22 protein-coding genes and 1 pseudogene are annotated in these 22,978 nt (G+C 72.5%); 3 read left to right on the top strand and 20 right to left on the bottom strand.

What is annotated here, in order from left to right:
- Positions 1-101 precede the first annotated feature (101 nt).
- Positions 102-1,334, bottom strand: a complete 1,233-nt coding sequence (locus AOK16_RS11480) for a S8 family peptidase (RefSeq protein ID WP_055472154.1) — start codon at positions 1,332-1,334, stop codon at positions 102-104.
- A 237-nt stretch (positions 1,335-1,571) separates the two neighbouring features.
- Positions 1,572-1,979, bottom strand: a pseudogene (locus tag AOK16_RS25500) (nucleotide disphospho-sugar-binding domain-containing protein); the annotation flags it as partial.
- Between the two features lie 207 nt (positions 1,980-2,186).
- Here AOK16_RS25500 and AOK16_RS11490 point away from each other — a divergent pair.
- Complete coding sequence (locus AOK16_RS11490; RefSeq protein ID WP_055472156.1) at positions 2,187-2,960, top strand: hypothetical protein; 774 nt, start codon at positions 2,187-2,189, stop codon at positions 2,958-2,960.
- A gap of 9 nt (positions 2,961-2,969) precedes the next feature.
- On the opposite strand, the gene AOK16_RS11495 is transcribed toward AOK16_RS11490, so the two are convergent.
- From AOK16_RS11495 to AOK16_RS11555, 13 genes are all read right to left on the bottom strand, one after another.
- On the bottom strand, positions 2,970-3,818 hold the full coding sequence (locus AOK16_RS11495) for a sirohydrochlorin chelatase (protein ID WP_055472157.1): 849 nt from the start codon (positions 3,816-3,818) through the stop codon (positions 2,970-2,972).
- Positions 3,819-3,846: 28 nt separating this feature from the next.
- On the bottom strand, positions 3,847-4,833 hold the full coding sequence (locus AOK16_RS11500; protein ID WP_079101265.1) for an ABC transporter permease: 987 nt from the start codon (positions 4,831-4,833) through the stop codon (positions 3,847-3,849).
- Positions 4,820-5,623, bottom strand: a complete 804-nt coding sequence (locus AOK16_RS11505) for an ABC transporter ATP-binding protein (RefSeq protein WP_055472158.1) — start codon at positions 5,621-5,623, stop codon at positions 4,820-4,822. The genes AOK16_RS11500 and AOK16_RS11505 overlap by 14 nt, the downstream gene beginning before the upstream one ends.
- A 40-nt stretch (positions 5,624-5,663) precedes the next feature.
- Entirely contained in the window at positions 5,664-6,716 is a 1,053-nt protein-coding gene (locus tag AOK16_RS11510) for an aliphatic sulfonate ABC transporter substrate-binding protein (RefSeq protein ID WP_055472174.1), read from the bottom strand.
- A 337-nt stretch (positions 6,717-7,053) separates the two neighbouring features.
- Entirely contained in the window at positions 7,054-8,412 is a 1,359-nt protein-coding gene (locus AOK16_RS11520) for a sulfate adenylyltransferase subunit 1 (RefSeq protein ID WP_055472159.1), read from the bottom strand.
- 2 nt (positions 8,413-8,414) lie between these two features.
- A complete protein-coding gene (gene cysD / locus AOK16_RS11525) occupies positions 8,415-9,350 on the bottom strand; it encodes a sulfate adenylyltransferase subunit CysD (protein ID WP_055472160.1) in 936 nt (311 codons plus the stop codon).
- A 118-nt stretch (positions 9,351-9,468) separates the two neighbouring features.
- Positions 9,469-10,014 (bottom strand): adenylyl-sulfate kinase, encoded by a 546-nt coding sequence (cysC, locus tag AOK16_RS11530; protein WP_055472161.1) that lies wholly within the window; start codon positions 10,012-10,014, stop codon positions 9,469-9,471.
- 23 nt (positions 10,015-10,037) lie between these two features.
- Positions 10,038-10,745, bottom strand: a complete 708-nt coding sequence (locus AOK16_RS11535) for a phosphoadenylyl-sulfate reductase (RefSeq protein ID WP_055472162.1) — start codon at positions 10,743-10,745, stop codon at positions 10,038-10,040.
- Positions 10,742-10,924, bottom strand: a complete 183-nt coding sequence (locus tag AOK16_RS11540; protein WP_055472163.1) for a hypothetical protein — start codon at positions 10,922-10,924, stop codon at positions 10,742-10,744. The genes AOK16_RS11535 and AOK16_RS11540 overlap by 4 nt, the downstream gene beginning before the upstream one ends.
- Positions 10,925-10,985: 61 nt before the next feature.
- Positions 10,986-12,683: a nitrite/sulfite reductase gene (locus AOK16_RS11545; protein ID WP_055472164.1), complete on the bottom strand. Its 1,698-nt coding sequence runs from the start codon at positions 12,681-12,683 to the stop codon at positions 10,986-10,988.
- Between the two features lie 214 nt (positions 12,684-12,897).
- Positions 12,898-12,981 (bottom strand): putative leader peptide, encoded by an 84-nt coding sequence (locus AOK16_RS29065; RefSeq protein WP_332836347.1) that lies wholly within the window; start codon positions 12,979-12,981, stop codon positions 12,898-12,900.
- A gap of 92 nt (positions 12,982-13,073) precedes the next feature.
- Positions 13,074-13,664 (bottom strand): GNAT family N-acetyltransferase, encoded by a 591-nt coding sequence (locus tag AOK16_RS11550; protein ID WP_055472165.1) that lies wholly within the window; start codon positions 13,662-13,664, stop codon positions 13,074-13,076.
- A 401-nt stretch (positions 13,665-14,065) separates the two neighbouring features.
- Positions 14,066-14,749: a class F sortase gene (locus tag AOK16_RS11555; RefSeq protein ID WP_055472166.1), complete on the bottom strand. Its 684-nt coding sequence runs from the start codon at positions 14,747-14,749 to the stop codon at positions 14,066-14,068.
- Between the two features lie 196 nt (positions 14,750-14,945).
- On the opposite strand from AOK16_RS11555, the gene AOK16_RS11560 reads away from it, so the two are divergent.
- Positions 14,946-15,638 (top strand): hypothetical protein, encoded by a 693-nt coding sequence (locus AOK16_RS11560; RefSeq protein WP_055472167.1) that lies wholly within the window; start codon positions 14,946-14,948, stop codon positions 15,636-15,638.
- Between the two features lie 315 nt (positions 15,639-15,953).
- Here the strand turns inward: AOK16_RS11560 and AOK16_RS11565 are convergent, their stop codons facing one another.
- Positions 15,954-17,288 (bottom strand): helix-turn-helix domain-containing protein, encoded by a 1,335-nt coding sequence (locus tag AOK16_RS11565; protein WP_055472168.1) that lies wholly within the window; start codon positions 17,286-17,288, stop codon positions 15,954-15,956.
- Between the two features lie 306 nt (positions 17,289-17,594).
- On the bottom strand, positions 17,595-19,232 hold the full coding sequence (locus AOK16_RS11570; protein WP_055472169.1) for an acyl-CoA dehydrogenase family protein: 1,638 nt from the start codon (positions 19,230-19,232) through the stop codon (positions 17,595-17,597).
- Positions 19,233-19,250: 18 nt separating this feature from the next.
- On the opposite strand from AOK16_RS11570, the gene AOK16_RS11575 reads away from it, so the two are divergent.
- Positions 19,251-20,396 carry a YihY/virulence factor BrkB family protein gene (locus AOK16_RS11575; RefSeq protein WP_055472170.1) on the top strand — a complete coding sequence of 382 codons (1,146 nt, stop codon included), beginning with the start codon at positions 19,251-19,253 and terminating at the stop codon, positions 20,394-20,396.
- Between the two features lie 100 nt (positions 20,397-20,496).
- Here AOK16_RS11575 and AOK16_RS11580 read toward each other — a convergent pair whose 3' ends face one another.
- The 3 genes from AOK16_RS11580 to AOK16_RS11590 all read right to left on the bottom strand — a co-directional run.
- Entirely contained in the window at positions 20,497-21,444 is a 948-nt protein-coding gene (locus tag AOK16_RS11580) for a YhjD/YihY/BrkB family envelope integrity protein (RefSeq protein WP_205627668.1), read from the bottom strand.
- A 42-nt stretch (positions 21,445-21,486) separates the two neighbouring features.
- Positions 21,487-22,260 carry an MBL fold metallo-hydrolase gene (locus tag AOK16_RS11585; RefSeq protein WP_055472171.1) on the bottom strand — a complete coding sequence of 258 codons (774 nt, stop codon included), beginning with the start codon at positions 22,258-22,260 and terminating at the stop codon, positions 21,487-21,489.
- A gap of 109 nt (positions 22,261-22,369) precedes the next feature.
- A partial coding sequence (locus AOK16_RS11590) for an ABC transporter substrate-binding protein (protein ID WP_240483520.1) occupies positions 22,370-22,978 on the bottom strand: 609 nt, incomplete at its 5' end.

Here is a 22,978-nt window from a genome sequence, read left to right on the forward strand (position 1 = left end):
CATGCACACGAAGAGCGCCGACCGCCGCGCCCCGTGGGGGAGGGCGCGGCGGCCGGGCCGGCCGGGGGCGGGGAGCCGGGTGGAGGCTCCCCGCCAGACGGCTACTCCACCACCTTCAGGAGCTTGTTCGCGGTGCCCTCGCCCGGGTTGGTGATCTTGTCCGGGGTCGCGCCCTCCGTCAGGGCGGTGGCGACGTCGGCCGGGGCCGCGTCTTGGTGGCTGCCGAGGTAGACGGCCGCGGCGCCGACGACGTGCGGGGTCGCCATGGACGTGCCGGAGATCGTCTTGGTGCCCTCGTCGCTGTCGTTCCAGTCGGAGGTGATGTCCGTGCCGGGGGCGTAGACGTCCACGACGCTGCCGTAGTTGGAGAAGTCGGACTGCTCGTCCTTGTCGGTGCTGGAGGCCACCGTGATCGCCTCCTTCACGCGCGCCGGGGAGCCCTGGCTCGCGTCGGTGGACTCGTTGCCCGCCGCCACCGCGAAGGTCACCCCGGAGGCGATCGCCTTCTGCACCGCCGCGTCCAGTGCCTCGTCGGCGCCGCCGCCGAGGCTCATGTTGGCGACCGACGGGCCCTGGTGGTTCTGCGTCACCCAGTCGATGCCGGCCACGACCTGCTCGGTCGTGCCCGACCCCTGGTCGTCCAGCACCCGCACCGCCACGATCTTCGCCTTCTTCGCGACGCCGTGCTGCGCCCCGGCGATGGTCCCGGCCACGTGCGTGCCGTGCCCGTTGCCGTCGTCCGCCGAGTCGTCGTTGTCCACGGCGTCGAAGCCTGAGGCGGCCCGGCCCTCGAAGTCCTTGTGGCTGATCCGCACGCCGGTGTCGATCACGTACGCGGTGACGCCCTCGCCCGCGCTGTCCGGGTAGGTGTACTTCTGGTCGCCCGCGGTGTCGGCCTGGTCGATCCGGTCCAGGCCCCAGGACGGCGGGTTGTCCTGGGTGGCGTCGATGTGGAACTTCTTGTTCTGTACGACCTTGTCGACGGCCGGGTCGGCCGCCAGCCGCTTGGCCTCGGTGTCGCTGAGTCCGGAGGCGGAGAAGCCGTTGACGGCCGAGGAGTAGCTGCGGCGCAGCGTGCCGCCGTACTCCTTCGCGAGGTCCTTCTTGTCCGAAGTGGTGGTGGTTCCGGCCGCCTTGGCGGCCTTCTCGTTCAGCAGGACGACATAGCTGCCGCTGACGGCGCCCTCTGCGTCGGCCCCGTAGATCTTTCCCTCGGCGGGAGCGGAGGACGCGCCCGCGGGCAGGGTCAGTAGGGTCCCTCCGGCGATGACCGCGGCAGCGGCCGATATCGCGAGGGTGAGCCGACGCTTGCTGTAACGCTGGTGTGTAGCCATGAAGAGAGATCTCCTCGTGTGCCGTGTGGGGGGTTGAAGCGTTGTTGCCATCGCTTCGGTACGCAGGAAGATCTGCGTCCGATTGACTCGAAACCCTGTCTGACCTACGAGCACATTTTCAATGCCCTTTCGCAGGTGTGACGTACACAACGACCGTGAAAGGGCATCAAAAATGGTTATATCGGACTCAGTTGAGGTGAGTTGCCTCAACTCCCCTTATGGCCGAGGGGTCATGAACTACCTTGATTGGATTGGTTTCTGATTAGTTGAATGCTGTATGGGGTGATGGGTCCGAGAGGTACCGCTCCTCGGTGAGGGCGTCCTCAGGGCCGGCTCGATCAGATCCGCCACCCTGCGCGTTCCACCCTCCGCCGCCATCTCCCGCTGGATTTCCGCCAACCGCCGTGCCGTGTCCGGGTCTTCGGCCGCACCCAGCACCGCCGATCGCAGCGCCTCCGGCGTCACCTCCTCCTTGGGCAGGTGCCGGGCCACCCCCAGTGAGAGCAGCGTCTCGGCGTTGCCGAACTGGTCCGCCGCCTGCGGAACCGCCACCATCGGTACGCCGCAGGCCAGCCCCTCCTGGCAGCCGCCCGCGCCCGCATGCGTCACGAAGGCGTCCGCCTGCCGGAGGATTCCCAGCTGCGGCGCTCAGCTGTGCGTCGCCAGTCGCCCTGGCCCTTGCGCTCGCCCTGGCAGGCGCCCACGAAGGTGGGTTCGCGCGGATGCCAAGCGGGCGTTGGATCCGCGCGGACATCAAGCGCGCGCCGGATCCGCGTGGCGTCCTCAGCCCGGGTGGGCACGGTTATCCACAGGCCCTGACGGGCTGTTGCGGCTTGGGCGAGAATGATCCGCATGAACGTCGAAGTCGTGGTCGTCGCGCTGTCCGCCGTGGTCGCCCTGGGAAGTGCCGCCCTCACCTCCCGGGCGACACGTCAACAGACGGTGCTCACCGCCGAGTTGGACCGCCAGACGGCCGAGCGTGCCAGAGCGGTGGAGCGGCAGGATGTGATGGGCCGCTTCCGCGACCCGCTGCTGTGGGCGGCGTTCGACCTGCAGTCCCGCCTGTTCAACATCGTGCGGCAGGGCTTCCTCCACTACCGGCGCGTCGGCGGCACGGCGCGGGAGCGGCAGTACGCGCTGCGCAGCACGCTGTTCGTGCTGGCCGAGTACCTGGGCTGGGTGGAGATCCTGCGGCGCCGCATCCAGTTCCTCGACCTCGGCAGCAGACAGGACAACCAGAAGCTGGTCGAGTTGCTCGCGAAGATAGGCACGGCCCTCAGCACGGACCTCTACAGCGACCGCTACTTCCGGGTCTGGCGCAGCGAGCAGCGCGCGATCGGCGAGATCATGATCAACGGAGGAGGGGAGGCCGACTCCTGCATCGGCTACGCGGAGTTCTGCCGACGGCTGGAGGCGGACCAGGAGTTCGCGGCCTGGCTGTCGGACCTGACGGAGGACGTCGAAGCCCTCGCCGAACGCGCCAAGCCCCACCCGCGCCTCGTGGAGCTGCAGAACGCGCTCATGGACCTGATCGACTTCCTCGACCCGGAGATCGAGCGGTTCCCCGACCGCCACCGGAACCGCCTGCAGCCTTCCGGCCTGGCGGGAGAGGCGGTGCTCGGTTGATCCACCGCCTCATGCGGACAGTGCCGTCAGGCGGTGCGGCGCCCGCGCCTCGTCGTAGCGCCGGAGCAGCAGGCGGGCCAACTCCGGTGCGGGGCCCAGCACATCGGCCAGGAAGTCGGCGCCCGCCTCGCGGGCCCCGCGCACGATGCGGTCCGGAAGGAAGCCGGGCGCGATGACGTACGGCGCGACGGCCACGTGCCGTACGCCCTCCGCGCGCAGCTGCCGCACCGCGTCCTCGGTGTGGGGAAGGGATGCGGAGGCGAACGCGGGCCGCACGGCACACCAACCGGTGCGCCGCCACTCCCGCGCGATTTCTGCGATCACCGCGATCGCCTCCGGGTCCGAAGAGCCCGCCGAGGCCAGGACGACCCCGGTCGAGCCGCGGTGGCCGGGGCGCACCCCGGCCTCGTACAGCCGCTGTTCGAGCGCGGCCGTCAGCAGCGGCGACGGGCCGAGCACATCCGCCTGCCGGACGGCCAGTTGCGGCAGCCGCGCCGAGGCCTCGCGCAGCACGGACGGGATGTCCGACTTGGCGTGGAAGGCGCGGGTGAGCAGCAGCGGAAGGGCCACCACCTCCCGTACGCCCTCCCGTCGCCCGCCACCACCCGCTCCGCTCCGCCCCACCTGTCCGCCCGCCAGCCGCTCCTGTTCGCCCGCCAGCTGCTCCAGGACCTGCGGGACGCTCGGGGCGTTGAAGTCCAGGAAGCCGGTCTCCACGCACAGCCCGGGCCGCAGCGACCGCACGCGCTCGGTGAGCGCGGTGACGGTCGCCGCGTGGCGCGGGTCGCGGCTGCCGTGGGCGACGACCACAAGCACCGGGCCCGGCGGCTCGGAGTCCTGAAGTGCGGGATGGCGCATGGCGGTTCTCAGTTCTCTGCTCCTGCCCTCAGCTCTTCACCAGCAGCCCGCGGCTGCGCAGCACCGACCGCTCCAGCGGGCTGAAGATCAGCAGGTCGATGGCGATGCCGACGATGAGGATCAGGAAGATGGCGAGGAACACCATGGGCATGCTGCTCGCCGTGCGCCCGTTCTCCAGCAACTGGCCCAGTCCCACGCCCAGTTCGGGCGAGGAGGCGATGATCTCCGCGGCCATCAGTGAGCGCCAGGAGAAAGCCCAGCCCTGCTTCAGGCCGGCCAGATAGCCGGGCAGCGCCGCGGGCATCACGATGTGCCAGGTGCTGCGCAGCCCGGTGGCGCCCAGCGTGCGCCCCGCGCGCAGGAACAGCGGGGGCACTTGGTCGACGCCGGAGACCAGCCCGTTGGCGATCGACGGCACGGCGCCGAGCAGGATCACCGCGAACATCATCGAGTCGTTGAGCCCGAGCCAGATCACGGCGGGCGGTACCCAGGCCACCGAGGGCAGCGACTGGAGCCCGGACAGGATCGGCCCGATCCCGGCGCGGACGGACTTCACGCGGGCCACCAGCAGACCCAGCGGGGTGCCGATGACCAGCGCCAGCAGGAAGCCGAGCAGGCCGCGCGAGACGCTGGTCCAGATGTAGTCGAGCAGGGTGCCCCGCAGCCAGGCGTCGCTCACCTCGTCCCACACCTCGGACGGCGCGGGCAGCTTGTAGGAGTCGGTGACCTCGGCCCAGACGAGCAGCTGCCAGACCACCAGCACCAGCGCGACCGCGACGACCGGCGGCAGCGCCTTGCTCACCAGCGTCTGGCCGAGTGACGCCCGCCGGACCTGCACGGTGTCCAGCGCGTCCAGACCGGCCTCCAGCCCGGCCAGGTCGTGGGAGTCGGCGGCCTTGCGGGGCCGGGCGGCTGCCGGAGCGGCCGCGGCCGCCGCATCGGCCGCTGTGCCCACGGCCGCCGCGTCGTCCTCCGTGCCGGCAGTCTCCGTGCCGGCAGTCTCAGTGCTGGCCATGACGGCGGATCTCCCCCCGCAGTTCTTCGGTGATCTCGACGGACAGCTCCGCGACCGCCGCGTCCTCGATGCGGCGCGGCTGCGGAATGTCCACCTTCCATTCGCGGGCGACCCGGCCCGGACGCGAGGACAGCAGCACCACGCGCTGCGCGAGCCGTACCGCCTCCCGCACGTTGTGGGTCACGAACAGCACGGACAGGTCCGTCTCCCGCCACACGCGGGTCAGCTCGTCGTGCAGCACATCGCGCGTGATGGCGTCCAGCGCCGCGAACGGCTCGTCCATCAGCAGCAGTTGGCTGTCCTGGGCCAGCGCCCTGGCCAGCGCCACGCGCTGCCGCATGCCGCCCGACAGCTCGTGCACCCGCTTGCCGTGCGCGCCCCCCAGCCGTACGAGCTCCAGCAGCCGCTCGGCCTCCGCGCGCCGCTCGCCGCCCGGCACCCCGCGCAGCTTCAGCGCCAGCTCGATGTTCTTGCCCGCGGTCAGCCAGGGGAACAGGGCGTGCTCCTGGAACATCAGGGACGGCCGGGCGCCGGGGACCTCGATGGTCCCCGCGGACGGCCGGTCGAGCCCGGCGACCAGGTTGAGCAGGGTGGACTTGCCGCAGCCGGACGCTCCCAGGAGCGTGACGAACTCGCCGGGCGCGACATCGAGGGTGATGTCGTCCAGCACGAGCTGCCGGGCCCCGGGGCGGCCGAAGGACTTCGAGACGTGCGCGAGCCGGGCGGCGTACGCCGGCGGTTCGGCGGCCGTGTCGACGTCGGCGACCTGGGTGGTGAGTGCAGTGGCCATGATCGTCACCTCCTGGAGGCGATCAGCGTTCCGGTTGCGGTCAGTTGGTGCCGAGGCCTGCGTCGTCCACCTCGGGCCTGCCCTCGTCCTTGAGGACCTTGTTCAGCAGGGTGAGGTCGTAGATGCCCTTGAGGTCGGGCTTCTCCAGCAGGCCCGCCTTGACCGCGTGCGCGGCCTCGGTGTTGAGCGTGGCGGCCAGCGGGTCGTCGGTGGTCTGGATGGACTCCCACGCCGGGTCCAGCACCTCGGGCGGCAGCGCCTTGCCGGACAGCTTCTTCAGCGCCGCGTTGGCGGAGGCCCTGGCCTTCTCCGGGTTGTCCTCGATCCACCGGTTGGTCTTCACCGAGCCGCGCAGCACGGCCTCGACGACGTCCGGGTGCTCCTTCAGGAAGGACTGCGACACGATCAGGTTCGTGATCACGAACTTCTTGTCCGGCCACAGGGTGCTCTCGTCCAGCAGCACCTTCCCGCCCTCCGCGACGAGCTTGGCGGCGGTCGGCTCGGGGACCCACGCGCCGTCGACGGACCCGGACCTGTAGGCGCCCGGGGTCACCTTGTTGTCGGTGCGGACGACCGAGACGTCGCCCTCGCCGCTCTGGGCGTCGACCTTCCAGCCCTTCTCGGCGATCCAGTTGAGGAACGCCACGTCCTGGGTGTTGCCCAGCTGCGGGGTGGCGATCCTCTTGCCCCTGACGTCGTCCAGGCTCTTGATCTTCTCGGGGTTCACGACGAGCTTCACGCCGCCCGAGGCGGAGCCGCCGATGATCCGCAGGGCCTCCCCGTTCGACTTCGCATAGCCGTTGATGGCGGGGGAGGGGCCGATCCAGCCGATGTCGATGGAACCGGAGTTGAGGGCCTCGATCTCGGACGGGCCCGCGTTGAAGGTGGCGGACCGGAGCTTGGTGCCGCCCAGCTCCTTCTGGATGATGCCCTCCTGGTCGCCGACCAGGGCCGTGGCGTGGGTCAGGTTGGGGAAGTAGCCGATCTTGACGGTGTCGACGGAGAGCTTCTTCCCCTCGCCCACCGTGGTGGCGGACTTGTCCTCCTCCTCGGCCTGGGAACCGTAACCGCAGGCGCCCAACGCGCCCGCCAGAAGGGGAAGTACGGCCGTGGCCGCGAGAAGGCGGGCTCTGCGGCGGACGGCCGGTCGGACTCGGGAAGCGCGGTCGGCGGATGAGGCGCGGTCGGCAGACACGGGAGGCGGTCCTCTCGTAGGGCCGGGGGCGCGCGGTACGGCCGGCCCGGCGGATCAGTCAGGTCCTGGGTGCGGGGGGTGGCACAGCGCGGTGCGCTGCGGGTGGCGCTGGATGAGGCCCCTCACCTGCCCGCACATCGCCCGACCCCGCCCTGGCCGCTGCCGAGCGCACCGCTGCCCACGCGGCCGCCCTCCTTCGCGAAGGTCGAGAACGCCTCGCCCGCCATCAGAAGCATCACAAGTCCCACCCCTCGTCGTCGCCCGGGCCGGCGGCCGCGGCGGCGTCAACGGCCGTGTCGGCGAAGGCCGTTCCCGCCATGCCGGCGGTCAGCGTCGTCCCGTCGGCCGGGTCGATCAGCAGGAAGGAGCCGGTCCGGCGCGACTCGGCGTACGCGTCGAGGGCCAGCGGCTCCGCGGTGCGCAGCACGACCCGGCCGATGTCGTTGGCGGCCAGCTCGCCCGGCGCGGGGTGCTGGGAGAGATCGGCCAGCGTCAGCCGGGACGGGATGTCCCTGACGATCGCCTTCACCGTGCGGGTGGTGTGCTTGAGCAGGACCCGTGCCCCGACGGTCAGCGGCCGGTCGGCCACATGGCAGACCGTCGCCTCCACGTCCCGCGTCGGGGCGGGCACGTCCGCGCTGCCGACGAGGAGGTCGCCGCGCGAGATGTCCAGGTCGTCGGCCAGCCGGAGGGTCACCGACTGCGGGGCCCAGGCCACGTCCACGGCCTCGCCGAGCGCGTCGATCGCGTGGACCGTGCTCGTACGGCCCGAGGGCAGCACGGTCACCGCGTCGCCGACGCGCAGTACGCCGGAGGCGAGCTGGCCCGCGTAGCCGCGGTAGTCGGGGTGTTCGGCGGTCTGCGGGCGGATCACGTACTGGACCGGGAAGCGGGCCGGGTCGTCGCCGGGGTCGCTGACGACCGGCACGGTCTCCAGGTGCTCCAGGACGGTCGGGCCGCCGTACCAGTCCATGTTCGCCGAGGCCGTCACCACGTTGTCCCCGGCGAGCGCCGAGATCGGGATCGCACTGATCTCGGGGACCCCGAGAGAGGCCGCGTACGCGGTGAACTCCTCGGCGATGGCGGCGAACACCGGCTCCGCGTAGTCGACCAGGTCCATCTTGTTCACCGCGAGCACCACGTGCGGCACCCGCAGCAGCGCGGCGACGGCCGCGTGACGGCGGGTCTGCTCGACCACGCCGTTGCGCGCGTCCACCAGCACCACGGCCAGCTCGGCGGTCGAGGCGCCGGTGACCATGTTGCGGGTGTACTGCACGTGCCCGGGGGTGTCGGCCAGGATGAACCGCCGCCGCGGGGTGGCGAAGTAGCGGTAGGCCACGTCGATGGTGATGCCCTGTTCGCGCTCCGCGCGCAACCCGTCGGTCAGCAGCGCCAGGTCGGGCGCAGCGGCGCCGCGGCTGCGCGAGGCGTGCTCGACGGCCTCCAACTGGTCGGCCAGCACCGACTTGGAGTCGTGCAGCAGCCGCCCCACCAGCGTGGACTTGCCGTCGTCCACCGAGCCCGCGGTCGCGAAGCGCAGCAGCGAGGTGGCCGCGGTCTGCTCGGCCGGTACGGCCTGTTCGGAGATCGTCATGGCTAGAAGTACCCCTCGCGCTTGCGGTCCTCCATCGCGGCCTCCGACAGCTTGTCGTCGGCGCGCGTCGCGCCCCGCTCGGTCAGCCGCGAGGCGGCGATCTCGGCGATCACCTTCTCGATCGTGTCGGCGCCGGAGTCCACCGCGCCCGTGCAGGACATGTCGCCGACCGTGCGGTAGCGCACCAGCCGCGTCTCGACCGCCTCGCCGCCCTTCGGGCCGCCCCACTCGCCGGGCGCCAGCCACATGCCGTCGCGGGCGAACACCTCGCGCTCGTGCGCGTAGTAGATCTCCGGGAGTTCGATCTTCTCCCGGGAGATGTACTGCCACACGTCCAGCTCGGTCCAGTTCGACAGCGGGAAGACCCGCACGTGCTCGCCGGGGGAGTGGCGGCCGTTGTAGAGCTGCCACAACTCCGGGCGCTGGCGCCGCGGATCCCAGCCGCCGAACTCGTCCCGCAGCGAGAACACCCGCTCCTTGGCGCGCGCCTTCTCCTCGTCGCGCCGCCCGCCGCCGAAGACCGCGTCGAACCGGTTCGTCTCGATCGCGTCCAGCAGGGGCACGGTCTGCAGCGGGTTGCGCGTGCCGTCCGGGCGCTCGCGCAGCTCACCCCGGTCGATGAACTCCTGCACCGACGCGACGTGCAACCGCAGCCCGTGCCGGGCGACCGTGCGGTCCCGGTAGTCGAGCACCTCGGGGAAGTTGTGCCCGGTGTCCACGTGCAGCAGCGAGAAGGGGACCGCCGCGGGGGCGAACGCCTTCAGCGCCAGGTGCAGCATGACGATCGAGTCCTTGCCGCCGGAGAAGAGGATCACCGGCCGCTCGAACTCCCCCGCCACCTCGCGGAAGATGTGCACCGCCTCGGACTCCAGCGCGTCCAGGTGCGTCAGCGCGTACGGGCTGCCGGTCCCCTCGGCCGGAACGGTCGCGGTCGTCATGCTGCACCCCTTTCGTTCTCCCCCAGACTCCGTCCGGGGGCACCCCCATCTCCGCCCGCGCGGCGCGGAGGCGCGGCCATCGTCGTCGGGTGCGGTCGAGCGGCCGCGCGTGCGTCGCTCACAACAGTCCCCTCTCGACGAGCAGCCCATACAGGGCGGCGGCGGAGTCCTGCACACTCTGGTCCTGCGACTCGATCCGCAGATCCGGCGCCTCGGGCTCCTCGTACGGGTCGTCGACCCCGGTCAGACCGGATATCTCGCCCGCCGCCTGCTTCGCGTACAGCCCCTTCACATCGCGCACCGAGCACACCTCGACCGGAGTCGCGACATGCACCTCCAGATACGCGGTGCCCTCGCTCTGGTGGCGCTTGCGCACCGCCTCGCGCGAGTCCGCGTACGGCGCGATCACCGGGACCAGCGCCTTGACGCCGTTGCTCGCCAGCAGTTCGGCGACGAAGCCGATGCGCTGCACGTTGGTGTGCCGGTCCTCGCGGCTGAACCCGAGCCCGGCCGACAGGAACTCGCGGAGCTCGTCCCCGTCCAGCACCTCCACCCGGTGCCCCTCGCCGCGCAGCCGCTCCGCGAGCTCGAGGGCGATCGTCGTCTTGCCCGCGCTCGGCAGACCCGTGAGCCACACCGTGGCCCCCTGGTCGGTCGGGCTCATCGATATCTCCTGATCGTCCGTCATCAGCCGTGCAGCCCGCACTCGGTCTTGGCCCGCCCCGCCCAGCGGCCGGCCCGGGCGTCCTCGCCCTCCAGCACCCGGCGGGTGCAGGGCGCGCAGCCGACGGAGGCGTAACCGTCCGTCAGCAGCGGGTTGGTGAGCACCCCGTGCTCGGCGACGTAGGCGTCCACGTCGTCCTGCGTCCAGCGGGCGATGGGGGAGACCTTGACCTTCCGCCGCCCGGCGTCCCAGCCGACGACCGGGGTGTTCGCCCGGGTCGGGGACTCGTCGCGGCGCAGCCCCGTCGCCCACGCGTCGTACGAGGCCAGGCCCTCCTCCAGGGGCTTGACCTTGCGCAGCGAGCAGCACAGGTCGGGGTCGCGGTCGTGCAGCGCCGGCCCGTACTCGGCGTCCTGCTCGGCGACCGACCGGCGCGGGGTGAGGGTGATGACGTTGACGTCCAGCACGGCCTCGACCGCGTCGCGGGTGCCGAGGGTCTCGGGGAAGTGGTAGCCGGTGTCGAGGAACACCACGTCCACGCCCGGGAAGGCGCGTGAGGCGAGGTGTGCCACGACCGCGTCCTCCATGGAGGAGGTGACGCAGAAGCGGCTGCCGAAGGTGTCGGCGGCCCAGCGCAGGATGCTGAGCGCGGGCGCCTCTTCCAGGTCGCGGCCCGCCTGCTCGGCCAGCTGCTGGAGCTCAACTGCCGTGTGGTGCTGTGCGGTTGTCATGCTGTGGTACCCCCTTCGCCGTGGTCGCGCCGCAGGCCTTTGGCCAGCAGCCCGAGGAACGACAGACGGAACGCCCGGTTGCAGGACGCGCATTCCCACGCGCCGTGGCCCTCCTCGGAGGGCCGCAGGTCCTCGTCGCCGCAGTAGGGGCAGTAGAAGGGCGCGGCTCGCTCACTCATGGCCGCTCCTGCGTTTCGCTCGCTGCGCTCACGGCTGGCCCTTGTGTTTCGCTCGCCGCGCTCACGACAGGGCCTCCTCGCTCGCGCGCGCCGCCCACGTCGCGAACCGCTCGCCATCCGCGCGCTCCGCCAGGAACCGCTTGAGCACCCGCTCGACGTAGTCCGGCAGTTCGGCCGAGGTGACCTTCAGACCGCGCACCTTGCGGCCGAACCCCGGTTCCAGGCCCAGCGCGCCGCCCAGGTGCACCTGGAAGCCCTCGACCTGGTTGCCGTCCTTGTCCAGTACCAGCTGCCCCTTGAGACCGATGTCCGCCACCTGGATACGGGCGCAGGCGTTGGGGCAGCCGTTGACGTTGATGGTGATCGGCTCGTCGAACTCCGGGAGGCGGCGCTCCAGTTCCTCGATGAGGGACGCGCCGCGCGCCTTGGTCTCCACGATGGCGAGCTTGCAGAACTCGATGCCGGTGCAGGCCATCGTGCCCCGCCGGAACGGCGACGGCTCGACCTGGAGGCCCAGCGCCTCCAGACCCGCGCTCAACGACTCGACCCGGGACCCCTCGACGTCGAGCACGATCATCTTCTGCTCGACGGTGGTCCGCAGCCGGCCCGCGCCGTGCTCCTCGGCCAGTTCGGCGATCTTGGTCAGGACGGTCCCGTCGACGCGGCCGACGCGCGGGGCGAAGCCGACGTAGTAGCGGCCGTCCTTCTGCCGGTGCACGCCGACGTGGTCGCGCCAGCGCTCGACCGGCTGCCCGGGCGCCGGCCCGTCGAGAAGCCTCCGCTGGAGGTACTCCTCCTCCAGCACCTCCCGGAACCGCTCGATGCCCCAGTCCGCGACCAGGAACTTGATACGGGCGCGGGTGCGCAGGCGGCGGTAGCCGTAGTCGCGGAAGAGCGAGACCACGCCCTCGTACACGTCCGGCACCTCGTCCAGCGGCACCCACGCGCCCAGCCGTTGGCCGATCTTGGGGTTGGTGGACAGGCCGCCGCCGACCCACACGTCGAAACCGGGCCCGTGCTCGGGGTGTTCGACGCCGACGAACGCGATGTCGTTGATCTCGTGCGCGACGTCCAGCAGCGGGGATCCGGAGACCGCGGACTTGAACTTCCGCGGCAGGTTGGAGAAGGCCGGGTTGCCGATGATCCGGCGGTGGATCTCGTCGATGGCCGGGGTGCCGTCGATGATCTCGTCCTCGGCGATCCCGGCGACCGGCGAGCCGAGGATGACGCGCGGGGTGTCGCCGCAGGCCTCGGTGGTCGACAGGCCGACCTCCTCCAGGCGGCGCCAGATCTCCGGCACGTCCTCGATCCGGATCCAGTGGTACTGGATGTTCTGCCGGTCGGTGATGTCGGCGGTCCCGCGCGCGAACTCCTGCGAGATCTCGCCGATGACCCGCAGCTGCCGGACCGTCAGCCGCCCGCCGTCGATGCGGACGCGCAGCATGAAGTACTCGTCGTCCAGCTCCTCCGGCTCCAGGATCGCGGTCTTGCCGCCGTCGATGCCGGGCTTGCGCTGGGTGTACAGACCCCACCAGCGCATGCGCCCGCGCAGGTCGGCGCCGTCGATCGAATCGAAGCCGCGGTGGGCGTAAATCGTCTCAATGCGTGTCCGCACATTGAGACCGTCATCGTCCTTCTTGGTCTGCTCGTTGGGGTTGAGCGGAGTGAAGTGGCCCTTGGCCCACTGGCCCTCGCCGCGGTGGCGGCCGGCCTTGCGGCGGGTCGTGGCAGCGGGTGCGCGTTCCGGGGTGGCGGCCATGGGAGTTACGTCCTTCGGGGCGGCTCGAGAGTGCGGCTCAAGTGCGGCTCATGCGGTCGGCACCCGCCTGACCTGCCGACACACGACTGCTCGGCAAGGGTGTTCGGGGTCCCGTGGGGCAGCGCTGATCAGGGTGGCCGCTCGTCCGCGACGGCGGGGACGAGCGGTCGGATGCGGCGTGGTTCGGCTGAAGCTCGGCTGAGGCTCGGAGGGGTCAGCCTGCGGGACAGATGGCGCTGGACACACGGCCGAGGTCGACGTGGCGCCGACTCACCAAGGCAATTCCAGCTCGAGACATGCCGAAAGCGTGGCACGGCGTTCTCTGGAGCGTCCACCGTTATCCGTCATGTGGACAGCAATGTCTCGCAGATCGAGATGATGTGTTGCCGGTCACGTCTCCGGCGGCGTGGTGAAAGCGCCTGGCCAGGGACCGGGCGGCGGAGTCTCCGGCTCCTCCTCGGTCTTCGTCTCGAAGACCCGGAAGCCGCGCCGCCGGTAGTTGTCCATCGCGTGCGGCCCGTCCTTGGTGCAGGTGTGCACCCACACCCGCTCGGTCGCCGCCAGGCCCGGCCACCGCTCGGCCAGGTCCCAGGCGCGGGCGGTGCCGTAGGAGAGGAGGTGGCCGCCGATACGGCGGCCGCGGAAGGCCGGGAGCAGTCCGAAATACGAGATCTCGACCACGCCGTTGCCCTGGGCCTCCAGCTCGATGAACCCGGCCGGGGTCCCGCGCTCGTACGCGACCCAGGTCTCCACGCCCGGCCGCTCCAGGAACGCCTGCCACCGCTCGTAGGTCCAGCCGAGCCGGTCGGTCCAGATGACGTCCCCGCCGACGGCGGTGTAGAGGAACCGGCTGAACTCCGGCGAGGGGCCCGCGGCCCGCACGATCCGCACGTCCCGGCCCTCCTCCGGAGGGGCCGCGGGTGAGAGATCGTCGGCCGAGGTCTGCTCGAGAGACCAGGTGGTCACGGCTATGGCAGTCATGCGCCTCAGCCAATCACGGGAGGAAACACCCCCGCCCCTCGGGTGGGGCTTCCGGCGCCGCGGAGTTCGTACGGCGAGTGGTTCGGCACCGCCGGTCTCCGCCGTGCCGGTTGCCCGCCGTCGCGGCGGGAAGTTCGCCGCCGGCCGGGGCGGCACGCGGCGGCAGGAGCGAGCACGGTGTGGCTGCGTCCGGCGTGCCGGAGCGGGGTGACGACCACAGGGGGAGAGGATTCTCGCCGCGACGGCGGGTGACCGGGACAGCGGGCCACCGGGACGGTGAGCGACCGGGACGGTGAGCGACCGGGACGGCGGGCAAGGAACCGGGGTGGGTGACCGGAGCGGCGGGTGGCCGGGGCGGCGGCTCGGCGGTGCCGGGTGGCCGTGACCTCGGATTCCGCGGCTCAGCCGCGGGTCTGCACCAGCCGCGCGAAGACGACCACGTTCGCCGAGTAGCCGCTGCCCTTCGAGTAGCCGCCGCCGCACGTTATGACGCGGAGCTCCGGGCTGCCCGTTTCGCCGTAGACGCGGTCGGCGGGGAAGCTCTTCTTGTCGAAGACCTCGATGCCGTAGACCGAGAACACCGCGGTCCTGCCGTCCTTGCGGGCCACCTCGACCTCGTTGCCCTTCTTCAGCGCGCCCAGGTTGTAGAAGACGGCCGGGCCCTTCTGGTTGTCCACGTGGCCGACGACGACCGCCGTGCCCTTCTCGCCCGGCGTCACCGCGTCCTTGAACCACCCGGCGAGGTTCTTGTCGTCGGCCGGCGGCGAGTCGATCCAGCCCTCCGAGTCGAGTCCGACCCGGGTCAGCGGCGCGTTGACCCGGATCGTGGGGACCACGATGCGGGACGGGGAGGACTTCGGCAGCGGTTCGGACGGCCGGAGGACCTCGTCGGGGGTCAGCGTGACCGCGTAGCGGCTGTCGGCCGCCGAGTCGGAGGCCGGCTGCGGGGGGCCGGAACCGTCGGCGGCGCCGTTCCGTATGAGGGCCACTCCGATGAGCAGGACGAGAGCCACCAGACCCCACGGCGACCGCTTCACTCGCGGCGGCGTGTAGCCACCGCCGTCCCGGCCGCCTGTCGAAGCCATGGTCCTCACCCGCTCTTCCTGCCGGCACACGTGGTTTCCGCGCCGGGTTCCGCTAACGGCACGCTAGGACCGGCGGGTTGGGGCGGCGACAGCTGACGGGCGAACGGGTGGCGGGGCCCGACCGGGCCTCCCGGACCGCACCCGATCGGCACACCTCCGCATGCGCCCGCACCGGGGGCGGGTGAGCGTGGGTCCCATGCACATGCCCAGCGCTGCCGTGGCCACCGCCCTCGCCGGGGCGGCACTTGGCCTCTCCGCCTCGCCCGCCGCCGCGGACCCCGGCCAAGCGGGCCCCAGCAACATCGTCGTGACGCCGAGGACGGTGGCACAGGGCGCCGCCCTGACCGTCACCGTCGCCGGCGCCACCTGCCGCGGGACCGGCCGTCCCTACGACGCGATCGTCGAGTCCAACGCCTTTCCGCGCACCGCCCTCAAGGGCGTACGTGGTGAGGCGTCCGCGACCGCCCGCCCGCGGGTCTTCGCCGCCGTCCGCCCCGGTACGCACACCGTCTCCGCCACCTGCGGCGGCCGGACCGTCACCGGCGGCAAGTTCCGTGTCGTACCGCGCCGCGGCACGGACGCCTCCGCCGCCTCCGGCGCCGCCCAGGACCGCCGCGCCGCGGGCCGCCCGGCGCGCGAGGAGGACGGCGGAGCCGTCCCGCACAACGGGCCCGAGTTCCCGCAGCGCGGGTACGGGCTCGCCAGCGCGGCACCGACCGCGGAGCGCAGCGACCCGGCGATCCCGCACCACCCCGTCAGGGGAGGGGCGGGCGGCGGGGCGCAGCAGGTGAGCCCGGTGCTCACCGGCGTCGGCGTCGGCCTGGTCGCCGCCTCCGCGGCGGCCTGCGGCTACGCCCTCTTCCGCCGCCGCCCGTCCGACTCGGGCTGACCCCACCCGCTCGACTGCGCCGCCCCGTCACCCGGTGGGTGCGGATCCGACCGCGCCGCCCCGCCGTCCGTCGCACTGTGCCGCCTGCCGCTCAGGCGATCAGCGATGACCCCGCCCGGCCGACCCGCGCTGACTGTGTCCAGCCGACCGGCGCCGATCCCGCCCGGCCGATCAACGCTGACGCGTTCGGTCGGCTGTGGGCCGCTCGCCGCTTGGGGGATCAGCGTTGGCGGGCGCCCGTTCGCCCGGTGCGGGGTCCCGCCATCCGTCCGATCCGGTGTCGGGTCAACCCGTCCGCCCCGACCCGGCGTCGGGTCAGTTCGGTTGGCCGGTGACGGGCTTGGTGGGCCGCGGGCTCGGCGTCGCGCGGGCCGCGAGCAGGGCCGGGGCCGTCGAGTGGGGGAGCAGCTGCGCCGCGTCGGGCGGGGTGAGGAGCTCGACCCGCACCCGGTCGGCGAAGCGGTACGGGCGGTGGTCGAGGACTCCGCCCAACGTCCGCCGGATCCGGGAGAGTTCGGCCCGTACGGTCACCGTCCGCGCCGGGTCCCCGAACAGGTCCTCCGCCAGCTGTGCCGCCGTGCGCCCCTCGGGGTGGCGGGCCAGGACGTAGAGCAACTCGGCGTGGCGCGGGGTGAGTTCCTGCGCCCAGCGGCCCGCCGCGCCCGCCACGGACAGCCCGGGCTGCCGGGGTCGCCGCAGGTCCAGGACGACCCGGCTGGGCTCGGCCCGCTGCTCGGCGCCGTCGGGCCCCTCGTCGTCCAGCCGCAGCAGCCAGCCCTCGGGCAGCGGCTCGACCGTGCACACGCCCAGCGGGGGGAGCCAGCACCGCCCGGCCTGGAAGGACTTGGGCAGGGGCACCCGGTCCGGCGGCAGCATGCCGGTCACCGCGGCCGTCCAGCCGTTGCGGTCCACCGCCAGCGCCCGGCCGCCCACCCGGGCCAGCACCGGCGCGGCCACCGACCGCAGCCGGTCCACCGACTCCCGGTGCCGCTCCCGCAGCTCGCCCTCGGCGAGCTTGGCGACCGCGGTGACCAGGGCCAGTGTCGCGGGGGTGATCGCGGGGGCGGGCCCGGTGAGGTTGGCGATGCCGATCAGCCGCCCGTCGCGCGGGTCGAGCACGGGCGCCGCGCAGCAGGACAGCGGGTGGTAGGCGCGTACGAAGTGCTCGGCGGAGTGCACCTGGACCGGGCCGCGGACGACCAGGGACGTGCCGACGGCGTTGGTGCCCGCGGTCTCCTCGGCCCAGCTGGCGCCCACCCCGAAGCCGAGCTGGTCGGCCTTGCGCAGGACGGACTGATTGCCCTCGCGCCACAGCACCCGGCCCTCGGCGTCGGTCACGACCATCATGTGCCAGGCCTCCTCGGCCGCCGCCATCAGCCCCTCGCGGAGGGTGGGCAGCACCGTGCCGAGCGGTGAGGAGCGGCGCCGGTGCTCGACCTCGTCCAGGCCCAACAGGCCGGCGTGGGCGCCCTGTTCGGGGTCCAGGCCGTGCAGGCGCACCCGCTGCCAGGAGTCGTGGATCACCTTGCGCGGGGCCAGCCGCGGCTGCCTCCCCGCGAACGCCGCTGCCCGTACGCCGCTGAGCAGGCGGGTGGCGCGGCCCGGCTCCATGGCCGACAGCCGGGCGAGGTCGAGCGGTTCGTCAGTCACGGTCCGGTCTCCGACGGTCTCGGAATATGCGCGGTGGATGGGCGGAAAGGGCGGGCGGGGGTCCGGCCGTCTGCCTATCGTGCCGCCGGTGGGCGCGACCGCGCGAGGACTTGACGTAATTCCTGCAACCCTCCGCAACGTTTGTGCCCACCACGTACCCGCAGCAGAGTGTGGGGCGTACCCGGACGAGGGTGGTGCCGTGTCGGCGCGGCATCACCCTCGATTCCGGGTCTTTTTCTGTGCGGCCTCGCCTTCTGCGCGGGCCCCGCCCTCTGCGCAGGGTCCGCGCTCGGCCGGACGACGTCCTCAGACCGGGACCCGCGCCCGCTCCACCACCGAGGCCAGGTCCAGGGTCGCGGGCAGCGTGCCGAACGCCCCGCCCCAGTCGCCGCCCAGCCGGGACGCGCAGAACGCGTCGGCCACCTCGGGCGGGGCGAACCGTACGAGGAGCGAGCCCTGGAGGACGAGCGCCATCCGCTCGACCACGCGCCGGGCGCGGCCCTCGATGCCGTCCAGGTCGGCGAGTTCGGACAGCAGGTCCTTGACGGCGGCGTCCAGCCGGTGGTCGGCGCCGCGGGCCCGGCCGAGTTCGAGCAGGAAGGCGTTGAGGGACTGGGGCTCGCGCTGGAGCGCGCGCAGCGCGTCGAGCGCCTGGATGTTGCCCGAGCCCTCCCAGATCGAGTTGAGCGGGGCCTCGCGCAGCAGCCGCGGCATGCCCGACTCCTCGACGTAGCCGTTGCCGCCCAGGCACTCCAGCGCCTCGGCCGCCAGCGGGGTACAGCGCTTGGTGACCCAGTACTTGGCGGCGGGGACCGCGAGCCGCAGCAGGCTCCGCTCCTCCTCGGTGTCTGCGTCGTAGGCCGCCGCGAGCCGCAGCGCCAGCGTGGTCGCGGCCTCCGACTCCAGCGCCAGGTCGGCCAGCACGTTGCGCATCAGCGGCTTGTCGATCAGCGGGCCGCCGAACGCGCTGCGGTACGAGGCGTGGTGCACCGCCTGGGCGACCGCCTGCCGCATGACGGCCGCCGCGCCGGTCACGCAGTCCAGCCGGGTTGCGGCCACCATCCCGATGATGGTGGGCACCCCGCGGCCCTCCTCGCCGACCCGGCGGGCCCAGGTCGTGCCGTCGAACTCGACCTCGGCGGAGGCGTTGGAGCGGTTGCCGAGCTTGTCCTTGAGCCGCTGGATGCGGAAGGTGTTGCGGGTGCCGTCGGGCAGCACGCGCGGCAGCAGGAAGCAGGTCAGGCCCCCGGGGGCCTGGGCCAGGACGAGGAACCCGTCCGACATGGGCGCGGAGCAGAACCACTTGTGGCCGGTCAGCACGTATTCGCCCGCGGCGGCCAGCGGCTCTGCGCGCGTGGTGTTGGCGCGGACGTCCGAGCCGCCCTGCTTCTCGGTCATGCCCATGCCGAAGATGGCGCCCGGCTTCCCGCCCGCCGGCAGCAGCTCCGGCTCGTACACCCGCGAGGTCAGCCGCGGCTCCCACTCGGCGGCCAGCTCCGGCTGGGCGCGCAGCGCGGGCACGGCCGCGTGGGTCATCGACACCGGGCAGCCGTGGCCGGCGTCGGTCTGCGTCCACGCCAGGAACCCGGCGGCCCGCCGCAGGTGCCCGTCGGGGCGGGACCAGGCATCGGTCAGGCCGTAGGAGACGGCCTTGCCGAGCAGCCGGTGCCAGGACGGATGGAACTCGACCTCGTCGATCCGGTGCCCGTAGCGGTCGTGGGTGCGCAGCACCGGCGGGTGCTCGTTGGCCTGCGCGCCCCACTGCTGCGCCTGGGCGGAGCCGGCCGCCCGGCCCAGCTCGGACAGCTCGGTGCGCACCTCCTCCCGGAGCTCGGGGGTGGCGTGCCGGTCCACGCCTTCCACCAGGGCGGCGTCCGCCGCGAAGACGTCGTAGCCGGTGAGCGGCGGCGGTTGGTTGGAGACGGTGTGAGTGGAGGCTCCCATGGCAGATACGTTAAGGAGGTGCAAGCAGCTGAGTCACCCCCCAGGCGGGTCGCCCGATGGCGTCGTGCCCGCGCCCTTTATCCGCATGTGTCCAAGCGCAAGGTGGCCTGGCTGCTGCTGAAGGACACCGTCAACTCCTGCATCGAGTACCGCATCCTCGGCCTTGCCGCCGAGGCCGCCTTCTTCACCCTGCTGTCGCTGCCGCCGCTGCTGCTCGGCCTCGTCGGCCTGCTCGGCTACCTGGACGCCTGGACCGGCACCGAAACGATCGAGAGCATCCGGCAGAACATCCTCACCGCCTCCGGCGCCGTGCTGTCCAACCGGGGCGTGGAGGAGATCGCCCGCCCGCTGCTGAACGACGTCACCCGCGGCCGGCCCGACGTGATCTCGGTCGGCTTCGCGCTGGCCCTGTGGTCGGGTTCGCGGGCGGTCAACGTCTTCATCGACACGATCACCGTGATGTACGGGCTCGACGGCGTGCGCGGCATCGTCAAGACCCGGCTGCTGGCCTTCGGGCTGTACGTCGTCGCGCTGGTGATCGGCGCCGTCGTGCTGCCGCTGATGGTGGCGGGCCCGGACGCGGTGATGGACATCGTGCCGTGGAGCGAGGCGGTCGTACGGATCCTGTACTGGCCGGTGGTGCTCGTGCTGTCGGTGGCCTTCCTGACCACGCTGTACCACGTGTCCGTACCCGTCCGCTCGCCCTGGGAGGAGGACATTCCGGGCGCGCTGGTGGCGCTGGGCATGTGGATACTCGGCAGCTTCCTGCTCCGCATCTACCTCACCCGCACCGTCGAGGGCCCCACCATCTACGGTTCGCTGGCTGCGCCCGTGGCCGTCCTGCTGTGGATCGGGGTGTCCGCCTTTGCCGTCCTGGTCGGGGCCGCGGTCAACGCGGCGATCGACCGGGTGTGGCCCTCGGTCGCGACGGCCGCGGCCCGCGCGGCCAACGAGCGCAGCCGCGAGGCGGCGGCCACCGAGCTGCTGGCGCGGGCGGCGGCGCAGCGCGCGGCGCGCGCCCGCCCGGAGGACCTGGAGGAGGAGTGGGACGAGCCGGTGGACGAGCCGGACACCGAGCCGCCCTCCGAGTTCCCCGAGCGCTGGGCCCAGTTCCTGCCCCCCGAGGACGTACGGGCGCGCCTGCACGCGAAGCGCGAGGACTGACGGACGGCCATCCGGCCCGGACCACCCCGGATCAACCCCGGACCACCGGGCCGGCCCGGGCCATCGGGGCCACCGGACCACCCGGGCCCCTCGGCGGCCGTTACTTCCGGGCGCGTCGCCGTTGCTGGCGCCGCCTCCGGGCGCGCCATCGCCACGCCTGCTGGGAGCGCAGATACCGCGGGTAGTCCTCGGACAGCAGCCGTCCCACCAGCGCGCCGCCGAAGACCACGAACCCCACCCCCACCAGCCAGGACTGGAGCACCAGCACAGTGCCGATCGGGCCGTAGCTGACCGTGTTCGAGGCGATCAGCGGGGAGAACACCAGCCGCGAGAACACCCGCAGGCCCGCCAGGCCGAGGACGGTCGCCACCGCGCCCGGCAGCAGCGCGGCCCAGCCGACCCGGCCGGCCAGCAGCATCCGCTGCGACCACCAGAAGAACAGCACCGCGGCCAGCATCGCGACGGTCAGCCGCCAGAACGACGGCAGCAGGTCCTGGCCCGACCGGCTGCCGCCGCGGGTGAGCTGGGCGGACAGGAACAGGAAGCCGAGGAGCGCGGCAAGCCACACCAGGTGCCGCCACATCGTGTGCCAGCGGGCGCCCGGCAGCTCCCACACCTTCTCGTAGCCGGTCTGTACCGCCAGGCCGAAGGAGAGGCCGAAGACGGCGAGTGCCGCGAGGCCGAACGAGGTCGTGGTGGCCAGCGCCTGCCGGGGCCGCGCGAAGAGGTCCTCCACCGCGTCCTGGGCGGTGGCTGAGACCCCCAGTCCCTCGCCGAGCCACTCGGCGAACCCCTGGCTGTGGGCCAGGTCGGCCGCCGCGACGACGATCAGCAGCGGCACCAGCGTGAGGAATCCGAGCGCCGCGAACCCCATCGCCCGGTGCATCAACTCCAGGTCGGTGCCCCGCTCCCAGGCCCTGCCGAAGGCCGAGTGGCGCACCGCGCGATGCAGCCGCCGCCAGAGCGGTGCCGAGGGCCCTGTCGGCGACGCACCGGCCACCGGCGCGCCGCCCTCGGAGCCCTCCGGGCGGGGGGTCTTCTCGCGCATGCGATCTGGCTACCCCGTGGGCCGTGCGCGCCCGCGACCGGTTCAGACCGTCAGCCGCTCGCCGGGCGAGATCACCCTGATGTCCGTGTCCGGCGCCGCGGCCCGCGCCGCGCGCACATAGTTCTGCGGGTCCCGGTCGCTCTTGGTCAGCAGCCGGTCGCCGAGCCGGCCGCTGGTGTACGCGTAGTGGTGCGGCACGGCGACCCGCGGCCGCAGCCAGGAGGTGAGGGTGGCGGCCTCCTCGGCGGACATCACCACCTGCCGGTTGAACAGCGGCCGCAGCCGCAGCCCGTTCGTCGGCACCAGCAGCAGGTCCAGCTCGGGGAACCGCCCGGCCAGCTCCTTCAGCTCCGGTACGAGCAGGGTGTCCCCCGCGAAGTAGACGGTCCGGCCGCCGCCCTGGACGACGAACGTCACCTCGTACACCTTGTGCCGGGCCGGGATGCCGGTGACGTTGACCTCGCCCCGCTCGCCCAGCCGCGTGCTCTCCCACGGATACAGCGCGCGGACCTGGCGGAACCCGGCCTTCCGGGCGCGCTCGACGACCGGGGCGGCCACCAGCATCGGCACGTCCTTGTCCCGGTAGGCGGCAAAGGCCGCGAGATCGCAGTGGTCGTAGTGGTGGTGGCTGATGAGCACCCCGTCGAGGTCGGGCAGTTCGGCCACGGAGGAGGCGATGGGCTCGCCGGGGTGGTACTTCGGCCGCTCGGTGAACCACGGGTCCGTCAGCAGGGTCAGACCGCCGATCTCGATCAGATGGCAGCTGTGGGTGATCCTCGTGACGGCGATGCCCTCGGTGGCGCTGTCTGTGGCCATGGCCTGCTCCCGGTGCGCGGAAAGGCCCCTCCCGCCCAGTCTCACACCACGAGCCCGCCCCCGCCCAGGGTGGGGGCGGGGACGGGCTCGCCGCAGGCCCAGGCGGGGGTCAGCCCTTGGTCTTGCTGATCTCCCAGAACCGCGGCACCGTCGAGGCGTCCAGGCTCCAGGCGATGCCGAAGACGTCGTCGCGGGCCACCGCGTACTGCTTGCCCTGCCACAGCGGCAGCACCGGCAGGTCGTCGGCCACGATGTCCTGGATCTCCTCGAACATCCCGGCCGTGACGAGGCGGTCGGCCTGGGCGAGGGTGTCGGGGATCAGGTGGTCGACGATCCGCTCGGACACGTAGTTGTTGGCGATGACGCTGTTCTCGCTGAAGAACGGCGAGACGAAGATGTCCGGGTCCGGGTAGTCGGGCACCCAGCCTTTGACGTAGACGCCGTAGTCGCCGGCCGCGATGCCCTTCTCGTACTGGTCGAGCGGCACGCTCTTGACGTCCGCGGCGAACAGGCCGCTCGCGTTGAGCTGCTGGGCCAGCTCCTTGAACGCGGGGACGGTGCTCGGGCCGTAGCGGATCGGCGTGGCCCACAGGGTCAGCTTCACCTTGCCGCGGACGCCCTCCTCGCGCAGCGCCGCGGCCGCCTTCTCGGGCTGCGGCCGGTCGCCGTACTTGTCGAAGTACGGCGTCTTGTGGCCGGTGATCCCGGCCGGGATCAC

The organism is Streptomyces pathocidini (assembly GCF_001418495.1).
GTDB classification, from domain to species: Bacteria; Actinomycetota; Actinomycetes; order Streptomycetales; family Streptomycetaceae; genus Streptomyces; species Streptomyces pathocidini.